The organism is Persicirhabdus sediminis, assembly GCF_016595495.1.
GTDB classification, from domain to species: Bacteria; Verrucomicrobiota; Verrucomicrobiia; order Verrucomicrobiales; family Akkermansiaceae; genus Persicirhabdus; species Persicirhabdus sediminis.
On record NZ_JAENIM010000045.1, the window covers coordinates 15,470 to 31,150 of the forward strand.

The 15,681-nt window shown below is 51.0% G+C and carries 16 protein-coding genes; 10 read left to right on the forward strand and 6 right to left on the reverse strand.

Annotated elements, in window-relative coordinates; translation table 11 throughout:
• Positions 1–80: 80 nt before the first annotated feature.
• The 3 genes from JIN82_RS14455 to arsJ all read left to right on the forward strand — a co-directional run bounded on the left by JIN82_RS14455 (position 81) and on the right by arsJ (position 2,923).
• A complete protein-coding gene (locus JIN82_RS14455) occupies positions 81–437 on the forward strand; it encodes an ArsR/SmtB family transcription factor (RefSeq protein WP_200312376.1) in 357 nt (118 codons plus the stop codon).
• An 85-nt stretch (positions 438–522) separates the two neighbouring features.
• Positions 523–1,527 (forward strand): ArsJ-associated glyceraldehyde-3-phosphate dehydrogenase, encoded by a 1,005-nt coding sequence (locus JIN82_RS14460; protein ID WP_200312377.1) that lies wholly within the window; start codon positions 523–525, stop codon positions 1,525–1,527.
• A 193-nt stretch (positions 1,528–1,720) separates the two neighbouring features.
• Entirely contained in the window at positions 1,721–2,923 is a 1,203-nt protein-coding gene (arsJ, locus tag JIN82_RS14465; protein WP_200312378.1) for an organoarsenical effux MFS transporter ArsJ, read from the forward strand.
• A gap of 36 nt (positions 2,924–2,959) precedes the next feature.
• On the opposite strand, the gene JIN82_RS14470 is transcribed toward arsJ, so the two are convergent.
• Positions 2,960–3,961 (reverse strand): N-acetylmuramoyl-L-alanine amidase family protein, encoded by a 1,002-nt coding sequence (locus tag JIN82_RS14470; RefSeq protein ID WP_234042063.1) that lies wholly within the window; start codon positions 3,959–3,961, stop codon positions 2,960–2,962.
• Between the two features lie 255 nt (positions 3,962–4,216).
• Positions 4,217–4,930 carry a hypothetical protein gene (locus tag JIN82_RS14475; RefSeq protein ID WP_200312380.1) on the reverse strand — a complete coding sequence of 238 codons (714 nt, stop codon included), beginning with the start codon at positions 4,928–4,930 and terminating at the stop codon, positions 4,217–4,219.
• Between the two features lie 454 nt (positions 4,931–5,384).
• Here JIN82_RS14475 and JIN82_RS14480 point away from each other — a divergent pair, with 454 nt between their 5' ends.
• The 7 genes from JIN82_RS14480 (at position 5,385) to JIN82_RS14510 (ending at position 11,692) form a co-directional block, all read left to right on the forward strand.
• Positions 5,385–5,564, forward strand: coding sequence for a CPXCG motif-containing cysteine-rich protein (locus JIN82_RS14480; RefSeq protein ID WP_200312381.1), 180 nt, complete (start codon positions 5,385–5,387; stop codon positions 5,562–5,564).
• 26 nt (positions 5,565–5,590) lie between these two features.
• The gene (locus JIN82_RS14485; protein ID WP_200312382.1) at positions 5,591–6,568 is read left to right on the forward strand and encodes a glycosyltransferase; all 978 of its coding nucleotides are present in this window, start codon (positions 5,591–5,593) and stop codon (positions 6,566–6,568) included.
• A gap of 57 nt (positions 6,569–6,625) precedes the next feature.
• Positions 6,626–7,681, forward strand: a complete 1,056-nt coding sequence (locus JIN82_RS14490) for a nucleoid-associated protein (protein ID WP_200312383.1) — start codon at positions 6,626–6,628, stop codon at positions 7,679–7,681.
• Positions 7,682–7,913: 232 nt separating this feature from the next.
• Positions 7,914–8,714, forward strand: a complete 801-nt coding sequence (locus tag JIN82_RS14495) for a porin family protein (protein WP_200312384.1) — start codon at positions 7,914–7,916, stop codon at positions 8,712–8,714.
• 62 nt (positions 8,715–8,776) lie between these two features.
• Positions 8,777–9,646 carry a hypothetical protein gene (locus tag JIN82_RS14500; RefSeq protein ID WP_200312385.1) on the forward strand — a complete coding sequence of 290 codons (870 nt, stop codon included), beginning with the start codon at positions 8,777–8,779 and terminating at the stop codon, positions 9,644–9,646.
• 59 nt (positions 9,647–9,705) lie between these two features.
• Positions 9,706–11,025, forward strand: a complete 1,320-nt coding sequence (locus tag JIN82_RS14505; RefSeq protein WP_200312386.1) for a ClpP family protease — start codon at positions 9,706–9,708, stop codon at positions 11,023–11,025.
• Between the two features lie 277 nt (positions 11,026–11,302).
• The gene (locus JIN82_RS14510) at positions 11,303–11,692 is read left to right on the forward strand and encodes a hypothetical protein (RefSeq protein WP_200312387.1); all 390 of its coding nucleotides are present in this window, start codon (positions 11,303–11,305) and stop codon (positions 11,690–11,692) included.
• Positions 11,693–11,853: 161 nt separating this feature from the next.
• On the opposite strand, the gene JIN82_RS17365 is transcribed toward JIN82_RS14510, so the two are convergent.
• The 4 genes from JIN82_RS17365 to JIN82_RS14525 all read right to left on the reverse strand — a co-directional run bounded on the left by JIN82_RS17365 (position 11,854) and on the right by JIN82_RS14525 (position 15,532).
• On the reverse strand, positions 11,854–12,306 hold the full coding sequence (locus tag JIN82_RS17365) for a hypothetical protein (RefSeq protein WP_234042064.1): 453 nt from the start codon (positions 12,304–12,306) through the stop codon (positions 11,854–11,856).
• A gap of 149 nt (positions 12,307–12,455) precedes the next feature.
• On the reverse strand, positions 12,456–13,112 hold the full coding sequence (locus tag JIN82_RS14515; RefSeq protein ID WP_200312388.1) for an RluA family pseudouridine synthase: 657 nt from the start codon (positions 13,110–13,112) through the stop codon (positions 12,456–12,458).
• A gap of 170 nt (positions 13,113–13,282) precedes the next feature.
• Positions 13,283–14,572, reverse strand: a complete 1,290-nt coding sequence (gene thrC, locus JIN82_RS14520; protein ID WP_200312389.1) for a threonine synthase — start codon at positions 14,570–14,572, stop codon at positions 13,283–13,285.
• Between the two features lie 6 nt (positions 14,573–14,578).
• Positions 14,579–15,532, reverse strand: coding sequence for a homoserine kinase (locus JIN82_RS14525; RefSeq protein ID WP_200312390.1), 954 nt, complete (start codon positions 15,530–15,532; stop codon positions 14,579–14,581).
• Positions 15,533–15,681 lie beyond the last annotated feature (149 nt).

Genomic DNA, 15,681 nt, shown 5'->3' on the forward strand with positions numbered 1-15,681 from the left:
AGCCAGCTAATCGGTTATCGTTAGCTGGTTTGTTTTATTTTTCCATTTGCATATTTAGCTAAATATTGTAAATCGCTGATATGAAGTCACTGCTGAAGGTCACCAAGTCGCTAGCGGATCGCAATCGGGTACGCATTGTGCTGGCGTTGCTAGAGCACGACGAGCTGTGTGCGTGTCAGCTGATTGAGCTGCTGGGCATCAGCGGCGCGACCGCTTCACGCCATCTTGGCCAGCTGGTTCAAGCAGATTTGATAGAAAGTCGCAAAGACGGACGCTGGGTTTATTACATGCTGGCGGCAGGAGTTCGCCAGCTAGACATCATCAAGTGGCTGAGCGCAGAGGCGACCATCTCGGACGAGTGGCGAGCCGACAGCTGGAAGCTGCGCGAGATACTCAGCACCGACCCGCTAGATTTGTGTAAAAAACAACGCAGCTAGACAGCTACGTAACCACAAAGTCACAGGATAACATTTCCCCTAACTAGATCACAAAGTAGAATCACCAATCACACCCTAATTAACTATGAGCACAGCAAAAATTGCTATTAATGGATTTGGTCGCATGGGCCGCTTATTTTTTCGCGCCGCGTGGGATAGACCCGATTTTGAAATCACACACATCAACGAGCTCAAGGGCGACGTGGCCGCTGCGGCCCACTTGCTAGAGTTTGACTCGGTACACGGCCACTGGGACAAAGAGATCGAAGTCACAGAAGACTCGATGATCATTGATGGTAAAACCGTCACCTTTGGCAACGCCAGCTCGCCAGCTGAGGTGGACATTGATGGCATTGATGTCGTCGTCGAGTGCAGTGGAAAATTCAAAACCGAAGAAGCACTGCAGCCGTACTTTGATAGAGGCCTGAAGCGTGTGCTGGTCTCCGCGCCAGTAAAAGGCAATGCCAAAAACATCGTCTACGGCGTCAACGACCACGAATACGATCCAGCTAGCGATCGCATTGTCACCGCCGCCTCATGCACGACTAACTGCCTCGCGCCAGTGGTCAAAGTCATTCAGGAAAAGTTAGGCATCAAACACGGCTGCATCACTACGATTCACGACATCACCAATACGCAGACCATCATTGATTCACCGCATCCAGACCTGCGTCGCGCACGCGCTTGTAGCCAGTCGCTGATTCCTACCAGCACCGGTTCAGCCACCGCCATCACTATGATTTACCCAGAGCTGAAAGGGAAACTCAATGGCCTAGCGGTACGAGTCCCTCTGCTCAACGCCTCGCTAACAGACTGCGTATTTGAAGTAGCACGCGAGACCTCCACTGAGGAAGTCAACGCGCTGCTCAAGGAAGCTTCTGAAACATATCTCAAAGACATCCTCGGCTACGAAGAGCGTCCGTTAGTTTCTATCGACTACAAAGACGACGTGCGTTCATCTATCATCGACGCGCTCTCTACCATGGTGATCGACGGCACCCAGGTGAAGATCTACGCGTGGTACGACAACGAAATCGGCTACGTCAACCGGATGGCGGATCTATGTTGTAAGATCGTTGAGGAAAACTAAGTCTTAGGATCCTTATTCATCATAGGGTGAGACGGGCTAAGTTGGTTAGTTTTCAGTGTTCAGTTTTCAGTTCTATCAAAATGAACAAACTGGCCACTACCAACTCGCCCTGCAAACCTGAGATCCCGCCACCAGACATCAGCTTTTTCGCTTCTGAAAACTGAACACTGAAAACTAGCCTACTACCTCTCTCATGCTCAAAAACTACGCTATTGTCACGGGTGCCTATTGGAGCTTTATGCTTACTGATGGCGCGCTGCGCATGCTGGTACTGCTGTATTTCCACGAGCTCGGCTACTCGCCGCTGACGCTGGCGATGCTATTTTTGCTGTACGAGTTTTTTGGCATTGTGACCAATTTATTTGGTGGCTGGCTGGCGACGCGCTGCGGGTTGAAATCGACGCTGGTGGGCGGGCTGGTTTTACAATCACTAGCGATGGTGATGCTTTCCCAGCTGGATACTAGCTGGCCAGAAATGATGGCGGTCGCCTACGTGATGGCCTCACAGGCGCTCTCGGGCATCGCTAAAGATCTCACCAAAATGAGCTCAAAAACGGCGATCAAATTCCTCATTCCCGAGGATCAAAGTTCGAGTTTGTTCAAGTGGGTTTCGGCGCTTACTGGATCGAAAAATGCCATCAAAGGCATTGGCTTTTTTGTCGGAGCCGCGCTGCTGTCGTGGTTTGGATTTGCCAACTCGCTGTGGATCATGGCGGCGGGAATTTTCACTGTGCTGATCAGCTCAATCGTCGCGCTACCGCAGGAAATTGGCCGAGCCAAAAGCAAACCCAAGCTGCAGGCATTGTTCAGCCAAGGGCGCGACATCAACTGGCTGTCATTCTCCCGCATCTTTCTCTTTGGCGCGCGCGATATCTGGTTTGTGGTTGGTTTGCCCATTTTCCTCACGAGCCAGCTGGACTGGGATCACCCGCAGACGGGTACTTTCATGGCCAGCTGGGTGATTGCCTATGGCATCGTGCAGGCATTTGCGCCCAAGATCATCAAAAACCGCCTCCACGGTAAGGCACCTGACGGCAAAACTGCCATCGAGCTAGCTGGATTTCTACTCGCCAGCATGGTGGCCATGATCATTGCGCTGCAGACTGCGCTGCCAGCCACCATCGCCATCATCGGCGGATTGTTTATTTTTGGCGCCATCTTTGCGCTCAACTCCAGCGTGCATTCCTTCCTCATTCTGGAATACGCCGACGGCGACAAAGCGGCGATGAATGTCGGGTTTTATTACATGGCCAATGCTATGGGCAGACTGCTCGGCACGCTGCTTTCTGGATTGCTTTTCCAGCTGGGTGGGCTAAATGCCTGCCTAATTGGCTCCGCCACCTTCCTGCTCGTCACCACACTGAGCTCGTTCAAGCTGCCACGCCACGCGAGTTAATCTACCAGTGGGAATGAGCTAGCTGGAAGTCAGGGCTTAACGTCGCCCCTTTGTGATCGCATGACGATAAATAACCACGGCCTCGGCGATACCACGCGCCAGGCGTTGCTGGTAAGCATTTGTGTGCACCATGCGGCTTTCACCAGGGTTGCTGATAAATCCTCCTTCTATCAATACGGTGGGAATGCGAATCCCTGAAAGCACATTGTAGCGCGCATGTTTGATACCTCGGTCCTCTTTGTTGCCGGTGTACTGCAAACTACGTGAGTGCACAGCGGTGGCGAGCGCCATGCTAGCGGAGTCGACATAGTTACCCGGTACGGCTTTTTTATCACGCGCCTGCAGTGAGCGTCCATAGTGAGTCACCCCAGGAGGCGATACACAGAAAGTTTCGATGCCTGTAGCACTGGAGTTCTTAGCTGAGTTAAAATGGATGCTGATGCAGACGGCATCGCGGAACTGGTTGGCAATCTGCACCCGGCGCTCAAGACTGACGTAAGTATCACTATCGCGAGTCATCACCACTTTGTATCCAAGCCGTCGCAGATGGTCGCGCACCATGCGCGCCACACGCAAAGTATAGTCGGCCTCAAATCCGTGATGGCCACGCGCGCCGCGGTCTTTGCCACCGTGACCGGGGTCGAGCACTACGGTGCCAAAAGCTTTGGCATTGTTAATGAAATTTGGCCGCAGCACTGGATCAATCAGCTTTTCTAGGTCAATGCGGGAAATCAAATATTTACCAGCATGAGAAACAATCGGGAAGGCTAGGTTGAAATGCACGTTATTGAGGTAAGCGCTGCGTGAGCCAACCTCGCCACGGATAAGGTAGTGGGCATTTTCCATTAACAGCATTTTCCCATTACGCGTCATGGTCAATTTATAGTGCTTACTCACACTCTGCAGAGTGATATAGGTGCCGCCCTTGTATTGGACCTGCTCCCATGATGAGGCTCTCGCTTCAAGCGTGTGCACAGAGCCCAGCACCAATGCGAGGGCCAAGATAATCGCTGAGTAGATAGACCTTAGTGATTGCATAGAAGTTATTAATGAGGATTGCATAGCAGCTAGCAGATTTACTCGCCCCATACGATGGGAAAATTAGCCTGTTTCCCCCTCTGATGGCAAACTGATTTTTCCAGCTGCCATCTATGAGTGTTTGGTTCGTAATACTTTAGCCCATGAAACAAAAGTTTTCCAGCCAGCTGGGATTTCGCCAAATCAGTAGAAAAAACGTCCCCTGAACTGCTGCCAGCTCAGAGGACATGGTTAATCAATGATCACCTGAGGTGATTACGCTTTGTTTTTACGTCTCAAGAGGTAGATCAACATCGCCACTCCTGAGAGCATAGGTACGTGTGGTTCTGGAACTGGTGGTGGCTCATCATCTGGACCAGGCCCTCCAACAGTATCTGGACGTAGAATGTGGAAGTCTACAGAACCATTGCGAATGGCATCTTCTGGATCCGTATCGAATTCAGTAAAACCCATGTTGTAGAGGAAAACCTCGTTACCTCCGTCAACACCGTCTTTGGCATACATGTCTCCCCATACCGCTTTGCGATCTGAGACGATGGTAATATCAAAGATGGTTGTATCGCCTGGGTTATCAAGTTTCAACGCGGTAAACCCGCTTGGTAAGCCTGGGTTTGATCCACCCTGTGAGCCTAATGCAAAATAATCGAGACTCAATCCCTCTGAACTTCCGTCCAGAATATTGGCTTCAGCAAATAAATCAGAAACCTCAATCACCATATTACTAATGTCTTTGCTCTGAACCGATAAAGTATAGTTGTAAGTCCAAAGCCCACTATGCGTTTCATCATAGTCGACATTCCAACTGAAGGTGGCTCCACTTGACCACGCTTCTGTTCCGAACAAACCTTGCGACGCTTCTAAATTAGCGTCGACATCAGTTGTCAGGAATCCTGAGTAGCTCACCGCTTGTGCGGATCCTGCCATCAGTGCAGCGCATGCGAAGATGCCTGCTATTTTTTTTGTTTTCATCTGGGGGGTCTTTCTATCGCCGCTCAAAGCTTGCCAGCACAGTCATCTGACCACTGCCAACATACTCATCACCGCGCGCAATCAAAACAATGGCTTCTATCCACACCTCCATGTGGCTGAAACAAAAAACCAACCGCTCCGCCAAGACCGCCAGAAATGGCGCCTCGATAGCTAGTTGGCTTACATTGGTCAAATTGCATTGGGGGTTAAATGGGAGTTTTTGCTATTACGCAATGATCATTAAAGCACTCTGAGACCTGTCATACAAGACATTCAGAGATCTTTGCATCATTTGGTTAAATAAAACCTGATCCCACAAACCATTCATTAGACTCTCTTCAGCTAGGATTATGATTAAGGTTGATTAACCAAGCTGCAAAACCCTGCAAATAAATGTAATAATGACACAGCCAATCACTTGCCAGCTGGACGCTCAGCTGCTTGATTGCCCATCATGGATCCCACACCCGTCACCTGCCCGCATTGTTTTGAAACCTTCTCCATCATTGCGCCACCAGCTGACGAATGCCCGTGCCAGCTGGATTACGATTGCGAAATCTGCTGTCGTCCGATGCTCATCAGCTGTGCTAAAGATGGCTACGCTGAGGCATCCAGCCTCGACGATCTCAGCTGATCCCCCGCAGCCCAACACCCACCACCATGTCCATTGCCGTCACCTGCCCGTACCCGCTCGATAGCCAGAAAGGCAATGCCATCTCCGCGCTGCGCATCGTTCATTTATTACAAAGTTGTGGCCAGCCAGCTACCGCCGTTCACCAATGGCAAGCCGATGGATCCAGCCCGCTGCCAGAAGTACTCATCGCCCTGCACGCGCTGAAAAGCTCCGCCAGCATGATCGCCTACCGCGCCGCCCAGCCAGCTGGTAAAATCGTGCTCTACCTCACCGGCACCGACATCTACGGAGGCCAAGAAAAATCCCCCGCTCTATTCCAGCAGATGCTGGAAATCGCCGATGTTTTGGTCATCAGCCAGCCAGCGTCACTAGATGCCATCGCGTCCCATTTCCACCCCAAAGTCCACATCATCTATACCAGCGCCGAGCTCGCTGAGCCCGCCGACATCCAGCTACCATCACGCCCGTACGCCACCGTCATCGGCCACCTGCGTGAGGTGAAAAATCCATTCCTCGCGGTGAGAGCACTCCAGCTGGTTGCAGATTTACCGCTGGAAATCCACCACCTTGGCGCTGCTCTGGATGATGAAATGAAATGCCAAGCGCTAGACTGGCAGCAGCGCGATCCACGCTACCATTGGCATGGCAATGTCGACCGCCCAGCGCTCACCAGCTGGCTGAAAAATAGCCATTTCACCATCAATAGCTCGTGGCAGGAAGGCGGCGCCAATGCCATCTCCGAGGCCATTGTTTGTGGCACTCCGGTGCTCGCCAGCCACATCCCCGCCAACTGCGGCATGCTGGGTGAACACTACGCAGGATTCTTTGATCCCTGCTCAGCTGAAGAGCTCAGCCAGCTGATGAAAAAATCCCTACAGCCAGCTGGATCCATTAGCCAGCTGCGCCAGCAAATAGGCGCCAGGCAGCCATTATTTTCCTCACAAACGGAAGCAAATGCTTGGTTAGCGGCTGTTGGGAAATCTGACGAATCGAGCTTGTCATGACCCGTGCTCAGCTGTACCCAATGAGCAGTCCCTCGAGTCACCAATCAAAATTCACTTATGTCACTTCTGGTCAAATACCACGCCGCCAAGATCTCATCTATGGCGCTAGCTAAAGTCGGAAACCCAACCCGTAACGAAACCCTTAAGACCTCTAAAGAGCTCTGCCGCGTAGGCGAGCGCGACAGCGAAGTGCTTACATTCGCCTTCCTCAAGCCATTCAAAAACCTTGAGCGCCAGCACTTCCACCACCACAGCGACGTTAGCCAAAACGAAATCCACCGCAGCGTCACCGCTGTATTCAAGCAGCCAGCTGCCCTGCTCGATAGCGGCCGCCAGATCGCCCGCCACCTATTCTCCAAGTCCAACCACCCGAACATCAAATCCGGTGACCTCTGCGTATCCATCGTAGAAGACGTCATGGTAGAAGGCATCAAACACCAAGCCATCTGCATCATCAAATCTGAGAGCCGTGTGCCCTTCCTAGAAATCTCAGACCAAGACGGTGACCTCAAGCTCACCACCCACAATGGCATCTACCCAGAGAAAATTGATAAAGGATGCCTGATTATCGACCGCGATGCAGAAGACGGATATCTCGTCTACACCTTCGACAAAAGCAGCGGTGAATCTCAGTTCTGGGTGCGCGATTTCCTCGCCCTCAGACCTAAAAAAGACGCCGCCTTCATGACCAAGCAATACGCAGAAATGTGTGTTTCTTTCGCCGAGGAAGGTCTGCCAGAAGACATGGCTCAGGAAGAAAAATTCCAAGTAGCCAACAAAGCACTCGCCTACTTCGACGAAAAAGATGAATTCGACGAAGGTGCCTTCAAACAAGAAGCACTCACCGAGCCAGCCATCATTGAGAAGTTCGACGAATACAAATCCAACTTTGTAGACGAAGACGGCAAGCCGATTGATAACCAATTCCCAATCGAGAAAAAAGCCGCCAAAAAAGCCAGCAGCAAACTCAAAAGCCTGCTCAAGCTAGACACTGGCGTCACTCTGCGATTCACACCAAACTTCGTCGACGAAGCCGAGAAGTGCTTCGAGCGCGGCATGGACGAAGAAAAAGGCATGAAGTTCATCAAGATCTACTACAACGAGGAGATCTAAGCCTCAATTTTCATAAGTCATAAAAAGGCCCTGCTAGAGTGATCTAGCAGGGCCTTTTTTTTGCACGAAATTTTCGCTGTATATATCCGCTGTAGGTATCCAGCTAGTTGGCCTAGCAATCATCTCCCCAGCTCATCTCAGCTAGCGGCAATAACAAATCTGTCATTGCTAAGATTTTGCACTCGCCCGCCATCAGCTAGACTGGCTAGATTACTCCCCAACAAACACTGTTATGAAAAAACTGTTCGCACTAAACACCCTTTTCCTAGCTAGCGCCTGCGCCAGCTTCGCCGGTAGCGCCAGCACTGAGATCGCTCCGGTGATGGAAGTTGCTCCACCAGCTGATCCATGGGAATTCAAAATCGCCCCATACGCCATGTTGCCCACCCTCAGCGGTGAGTTCAACCTAGACGGCAGCAGCGGCGGCGGAGGTGGTGGCATTTCCCTCCCCAATGGCAATGGCGATACTGAGTGGCAGTTTGGTGTGCCGCTCGCATTCGAATTTGGCCGCGACAAATGGGGCATCGGCTTTGAAGTTTTCTGGCTCAACTACAGTGGTGAAGGCGACGTCAACATCCCTATCGTTAAAAGATTCATCGATACCGTCGGCTTCGACCTCGACCTACTGCATACCAAAACATTCCTCTACTACAACCTGTACCAAAACCCACAAAGCAAGCTCGACCTCTACGCTGGTGCCAACATCATCCACGTCGACCTCGAGCTCGGCTACGACGGTCGTATTTCTAACTCAGGTCAGACAGACAATACTTGGGTCGACCCAATGATTGGCCTGCGCCTCGCCCACCAGATCCACGGCAAATGGTTCCTCGATGCGCGTGGTGAAGTAGGTGGTGGCACTAGCCGCTCAGGCGTCACTTGGGATGTCACCGCAGCCATCCGCTACCAGCAGAACCAATGCTGGTCATACATGGCTGGCTACCGTAGTATTCGTCTAGATTTTAGCTCAGACAGCTTCCTCTACGAAGTCGACATGAAAGGCCCGGTACTCGGCGTTCAGTACATCTTCTAATCTCCAGCTATGCAAAAAATCCCCTAATTTCCCCCATCTCTACACCTACCATCCCACCCGTCATGAATTTCCAGCCAGCCCTTATCACCGCCGTCAGCCTCGCACTGCCCACATTCGCACTAGCCGAGGAAGTCAGCTATTCCTTCACCGCGCCCAAGCTAGCCAAAGGGCAAGTAGTGCAAATCACCAGCGAGTTCAGCGCTCCTACTGGAACGATCACCACCAGCTCCAATGGCAGTGAAAAACAAGGCACCATGACGCTGCTGCACAGCTGGACCATGCACCGTGAAGTGCTCGAGACATCAGGCTCTCAAGAAACCAAACTGCGCTACTACATCCCCTCAGACATCGTCACCAGCACACTCACCATCGACGGTGAAACTCACACAGACACCACCGAAGCCGCCCTCTCCGGCATGGAAATCTTTGGCGACCGCAACCTCTCTGGCGGCTGGGATTTCTCACTCGATGCCAAAATGCCCAGCCCTGAGCAGCAACAAGAAATCCTCGAAATCTCCGACTACGAAAACCGCGATTGGCTGCCAAACACTCCCGTGAAAATTGGCGACAGCTGGAAATTCTCACCCAAATACATCCAACGCGTTGTCGAGAAAGACCTGCACAATGCCACCAGCTCAGGCACCATGACATTGCTAGAAGTTTCAGAAAAAGCAGGCAAAAAGACCGCTACTCTCCGCTGTGATATTATCAGTGATGGCTTCGAGAACGACCAAAACGGCTTCAGCGCCGGCGCTCGTTTTCGCTGCACAGGCACCATCCAGATCGACCTCGACACCATGATCGAGACCAAAACCTTCCTCGATGGTACCCTCGTCACTGGCGCCCAAGAAAACGGCCAGCGCAGCGTCGTCACCCTGCCGCTGACCATTCGTACTGATAAAAAAATCATCTCCGCAGCCAGTAAAAAATAAACTCGCGAGCCGCTAAACCACCATCCGTCCGCCGCTGCTCGCCATCCAGCTAACTACCTATGAGTCCTACTAGAATCGCCGTACTCCTCGCACTTTCCGCTCACCTGCCATTGGTGGCCAAACAAGCTGAAAATCCACCCGTCCAGCCAGCCAGCGAAGTCAAACAAGCTGAAAAAGTAGACCCAGCAGGCAAAGCCGACCAGCCAGATCAAAAAGCCGAGGAAAATCCTGCCGCTCAACCAGCAGACAAAAAACAACCGTCAGCTGCCAAACAAGAACAAGAAGAACTCGCGGAAAAAAATGCCCTCGCCGCCGAAAAACTCAAACTCGAGCTCGCCGACCTCAGCGCCCAAGTCGCTCGCCTCAAGCTAGAAAAAGAAATGCTCAGCGAGCAAGCAGCCATTGAAAAGCTCAAGCTCGTCAATGCCGATGAAGCCGCCTCCAAGCAATACCAGCAAGAACTGCTCGACATCACCCGCGAATCAGAACTCGCCAAAGCCAAAGCGCTGCACATCACCAACCAGCTCAAAGCCGAGCAAGCCATGTGGGGCATGAAAACTGCCCAGCTCAAAGCCGAAGTAGACGAGCTAGAAATGCTCAAAAAACGCCGCGAGTACAGCAACTCAGATCCCGTTTACCTAGAAAATCCGCTCAAAGAAGACGGCACGCTCGTCATCTCAGATCGTCGCATCGCCCTCAACGGCCCGATTTCCTACGGCACCGCCGACTACATCACCGAGCGCATCAACTACTACAATAACCAAGACGCCGACCAACCCATCTTCATCGTCATCGATACCAGCCCAGGCGGCTCCGTCATGGCTGGCTACCGCATCCTCAAGGCCATGGAAGGATCCAGCGCGCCCATCCACGTCGTCGTAAAATCATTCGCCGCCAGTATGGCAGCCTCCATCACCACACTGGCAGAGCACTCCTACGCGTATCCAAACGCCATCATCCTGCACCACCAGATCAGCTCCACATTCTTCTTCCAGAAATTCAACCTCACCGAGCAGAAAGAATTCTACGAAGACATGCAAAAATGGTGGCAGCGCCTCGCCACCCCAATAGCGGCCAAAATGGGCATCACCACAGACGAGTTCATCGAGCAGATGTACAAAAACTCATCCAAGGGTGATTGGAGCGAATTCGCCGAAGACGCACAAAAACTCAAATGGGTCGACCACATCGTCGAGCGCCTACAAGAGACCTCACTCATCAAAGACCCTAACGCCAAAGCCGAACCCACCAAAACCGCCTTTGGCCAGCTAGAACAGCAAATCGACGAATCAGGAAAGCCATTCGTCCAGCTGCCAAGACTTACCCCCAAAGACTTCTACTTCCTCTACAGCCCGGACCAATACTACCGCGCGTATTAATTTCCCAAACTCAGTAACTCGGTGGCCCACATCCAGGGCCACCGATTTTTTTTGCCGCCAAAGCAAAACCACCCATTCCCAGCTGGATGAGCGAATACTCATGGAGCCAGCTAGACGGCGCCCAAAAATCTATCATCAATGATTTCTGGGAAAAATTCCCTCCCCTCTCCAGCTAGAAATCCGGTTCACTAACAAAGGTGATCTTTTCCTCGCTAGGTGGGTGGTGATAGGTCTGAACTTGACAGCTCGCACCATTCTAGCAGGATGATAGATACACATGAAAAAATTTCTCGGCTTAAGCCTATCTATCATCGTCCTGTCAACTAGCCAGCTGCTAGCGGAGGCGCCCAAGTATTCAGTGCAATCAGCTTCAGCTATCCTCGTAGAATTACAGGACAGCAAATACGAACCTCTGCTCAAAGAATGGCTAAAAACTCATCACCCAGCTATCTTCGCAAAGCTCAGCCCTGAATTAGCTGAAACCCAAAAGCCTGCAGCTGAAGACGATAGTCTCATTCAGATAGCTAGTGAACTCAACGCAGCCGTTGCCGACAAACAGGCCATCCTGCTAGACTATTACATTAATACTAAATGCAATGATGGCTGGGAGCTTTTCTCCATGTCGGAGAAGTTCATTGTCTTCAAGCGAGTTGCTAAAAGTAATTAGCAAAAAACTAACGGATCTTCCAATCTAGCTAATAATTCTTTCAGTTTGTCTGTCTACTCGTTTCATAGCACAGAATCAGTGAGTTACCTTCAAAAGATTCGTGGAATCTTTATTGGCTAGCCAGATCTTCGATCATGCCTAGGAGGTCAATTTTATGACGCTTACCTTGAAAAGCAAGGATGTAGATCATCATGATCTCTCTTAAATGTTTTTTTTCCCGAAAAACACGAGGCCTCAATTTTTAATATTTCTGCTTCGCTCAACTTTACGACCCACCGATTCTTTACTATAGGGATAAATTCAATATCTTCATTATAATAATAATTAAACCAAAGCCTAGGATGAGATATACGCGGCAAACTCTCACAGAGGTCTTCTATATTTGAGAATTTAAACATCATCTCCCTCCTCGGATTAATTGGGTATGGGTCGAAAATATAATAATGCTGTCCATCTTTACTCTTCCCAAAGATGGAGCCATTTGCATAAAGAAGCCACGGCTCATCCTCAGCACAAGAAGCATTCGAACAGCTCCCAAATATAATTATCAGAAATATATATAAAACAGTTTCTACTCTCCTTTTTTCAAACATATCACAAGGCAAGTTTGGCATTGGACTAGCAGGGAAAGCAATGCCTAATCGCAATACTTTGTTAGTTCAAATCGCTGAATTCTATCCCAAATGTGAATTTAACATTTCAGCTAGATTCTAGCTGGTATTACTTCCAACAAAAACGCAGCTCTCCGACACTCCCTCTCTAGCTAGAAATCCGGCTCGCTAACAAAGGTGATCTTTTCGTCGCTGAGCGGGTGGAAGAAGCTGAGTTCGGCTGCGTGCAGGCGCAGTCGGCATTGCCCTCTAACTCCATTGCCGTAGAAAACATCTTCAACGATGGGAATGCCTAAGCCTTTGGCGTGAGCTGCGTGCACACGCAGCTGGTGGGTGCGGCCAGTGACAGGTCTGAACTCCACTCTGGTCCAGCCATTTTCCACACCTAACTTACGCCACTTGGTGATGCCCATTTTGCCGTGGACTTCGTCGTAGATCTGGATTGGGCGATTATCAATATCCAGCCGGAATGGCAGCTCGATGATGCCTTCGTCGTCGATTTCTTCAGCCAGCTCACCTTCTAGCAGAGCAATGTATTTTTTCGCGGTGACGCGGTCTTGAAATTGTTTCTGAATCAGCCGCTTGCACTCGACGGTGCGGCACATGACAATCAGGCCAGAAGTATCCATATCCAGCCGGTGCGCCTCTGGCTGAGCTGGGCAGCCAGGGTACATCTGGCGCACGCGAGCGGCCACACAATCAGCGCGCTCCGGCCCCTTACCAGGCACAGAAAGCATGCCGGGCGGTTTATTCACCACCACAAAAAACTCGTCCTCATGGATGATATCAAGTAGTGGCTTAGCGGGCATGATAGAAAAATGACGTTCATCAGCCTATAGTAGTCATAGGCTGATGTGAGGTGTTTGCTAGTGTTCAGTTGGCAGTTTTCAGACTGACCATTGCAAACTCATAGAAATCAGCCAGCTCAGCCTCGTGCGTGCACACTGAAAACTGAACACTGAAAACTAACAAACTTCCTTTATAAATTCTCCTTCAACCACTCAGCAAGTGCAGCTTCGTCAGGAGCCATTGGAGTCGCTACCTTTTCGCGCTCTGCTAGGATAGCGAGGCGCTCAGGAATCTCAACAGATCCAGCACCTAACTCTTCTTCCATGATGTCGATAAACTTCGATGGGTGAGCGGTTTCCAGAATCACCGTATGGTCGCCAGGATGCTCGGATTTCCACGCTTCTGCAGCCAGCCAACCAACAGCGCCGTGTGGGTCGATGGTGTAGCCGTAGCGTTCTTTCACCGCGCGGATTGCCTCACGAGTTTGCTCGTCGTTGTAGGTATAGCCAGAAATGTTGGCTTTCATATCTTCCCAGCTATTGCCGTAGATTTCTTCCATCCGGGCAAAGTTGCTAGGTGCACCTACATCCATCGCGTTAGAGATAGTTGGCACTGACGGACGTGGCTGGTAATCACCACTGTCGAGGTACTGAGGAACCACGTCGTTAGCATTTGTAGCGGCTACAAAATGCTTCACTGGCATGCCCATCTGAGTAGCGATCAATGCCGCTGTGAGGTTGCCAAAGTTACCGCTAGGAACCACAAATACCAAATCGTCGCCAGCTTTGCGCACGGCATCGAAGTAGTACAACATCTGTGGCACCAGACGTGAAATATTGATAGAGTTAGCGCTAGTTAGCGTTTCGTTCACCTCATCATTGAGGAACGCAGCTTTCACCATGCGCTGGCAGTCATCAAAGCTACCGTCGATCTCCAGAGCGGTGATATTGCCACCCAGAGCCGTGAGTTGTTTTTCCTGCAACAGGCTCACTTTTCCTTTTGGATAGAGGATGACTACGCGAGTGCCCTCGACACCCAAAAAGGCATCAGCGACGGCACCACCAGTATCACCAGAAGTAGCTACTAACACGGTGAGATCACTTTCGTCATCTTTGGTGAGATAAGCCATCAGGCGCGCCATGAAGCGAGCGCCAAAATCTTTAAATGCCAGCGTAGGTCCGTGGAAAAGCTCAAGGATAGATGTGGTCTCGTCCAGCTGCACAGTAGGCGCTTCGAAGTTGAGCGCATCCTTCACTAGTGCATCGAGATCAGCAGCTGGCACGGCATCGGCAAACAAGGTTTTCACCACGGCTGCGCCCATTTCAGCAAACTCCATGTCCTTCCAGCTAGCCCAAAATTCATCGCTCAGCTGGTTGATTTTTTCCGGCATGTACAGGCCATTATCAGCTGGCAGTGAGCGAATCACCGCTTCCTTGATATCGACAAATTGGTCCGGGCTTTTGGTACTGTAAAATTTCATGATCAATTACTTATTTTCGCCTTCGATCACATGCACGCCGTGCTTGTTGATTGGAGAAACGTAAAGTTGGTTGTTGAGCTGGATTTTATCAAAAACTTCAGAGATTTTAGCGCCTACCTTGCGGGCAGACTCTTCACCTTCACAGAGAGCAAATACTGACGGGCCAGCACCAGAGATGCTGAAGCCAAGCGCACCCGCGCTCATCGCCGCACGCTTTGCATTGTAAAATTCAGGGATCAATTTCTGGCGGCGTGGCTCAGCGATCACATCGTGGATCGACCGGCTAATCATGCCATAATCTTCCTGAATGATACCGCAGATCAGGCCACCGAGGTTGCCAGTCTGCTGGGTCGCATTTTCCAAAAGGATGCTCTCCGGCAAGATCTCGCGAGCCACCTTAGTGAGGATCTCAATGTCTGGGTGCACCACGGCAGCCCAGAGGTTTTTTGGTGGTTCCAGCTGGGCAATGTCGAGCTCTTGGTTGCTACGGATGAAAACGATGCCACCAAGCAAACATGGGCCAACGTTATCCGCGTGCCACGCACCATCGGCGCTGGCTTCACCGGTCATCGCAAATGGCAACAGCTGCTTTTTAGTCAGCGGCTCACCAATCAACTTATTCACCGCATAAACACCAGCTACAGCTGATGCCGCGCTAGATCCCAGCCCGCTACCAAATGGCATCTTCTTGTGAATCTCCATCTCAATGCCGCGGTCCTGCATGCCCAAATGCTTAAGCAAATCCAGAGCCGCCACACCGGCGGTATTTTTCTCAGCAGCCAGCGGCAATCGGCCGTCGTCTCCGGTCACCTTGGTAATGCGCAATCCTGGCTTTTCAGAAAATCGTACCACGACCTCGTCACCCGGCGCATCAATGGCAAATCCGAGCACGTCATATCCACAAGCCACGTTTGCAACGGTGGCTGGCGCGAAGACTCTTACTTCTTGCTGCTGACTCATAACGCCGCGGTCATAGGCAATTTATCCCATAATTGCCAGCATTATACGCCCAGCTGGAAAAATTTGCCTGCCTGAGCATTAAACTTAGCAATAGGTCATCAACTCAAAATGAGTTTTCACCATAGCCAAGCAACTTATGCAATAGACCG